The organism is Aquitalea sp. ASV11 (assembly GCF_016429185.1).
In the GTDB taxonomy this organism is placed as follows: domain Bacteria; phylum Pseudomonadota; class Gammaproteobacteria; order Burkholderiales; family Chromobacteriaceae; genus Aquitalea; species Aquitalea pelogenes.
The window spans coordinates 1-397 of record NZ_JAELUD010000182.1 but is presented as its reverse complement, the minus strand read 5'-3'; the positions used below and the strand labels follow the sequence as shown (position 1 = coordinate 397).

Sequence of the window (397 nt, the reverse complement as noted above, 5' to 3'; positions counted from 1 at the left end):
CCCCCCCCCCCCCCCCCCCCCCCCCCCCCCCCCCCCCCCCCCCCCCCCCCCCCCCCCCCCCCCCCCCCCCCCCCTTTTCAAGCTGATGACGTCATACGAGATTATTGCGTTCGTCTCGTGGGCTCGGAGATGTGTATAAGAGACAGGTGGTGGGCAATTGGCGCAGTTGCAGGTGGCGGCAGTCCACGCCTTCCTTCTCCAGCACGGCAAGCAACTGCCGGCCAAGGAAATCCTCTGACATGCCGCTGAACCTGTCTCTTATACACATCTGACGCTGCCGACGAACAGTAAGATGTGTAGGTGTAGGTGGTGGGCGGGGGAGGTGAAAAGGGGGGGGGGGGGGGGGGGGGGGGGGGGGGGGGGGGGGGGGGGGGGGGGGGGGGGGGGGGGGGGGGGG

The 397-nt window shown here is 70.8% G+C and carries 1 protein-coding gene; it reads right to left on the bottom strand.

The window, feature by feature from the left end; genetic code table 11:
* Positions 1-91 precede the first annotated feature (91 nt).
* The coding region (locus JHD62_RS21590; RefSeq protein ID WP_199104597.1) for a hypothetical protein at positions 92-397 on the bottom strand (306 nt) is incomplete at its 5' end.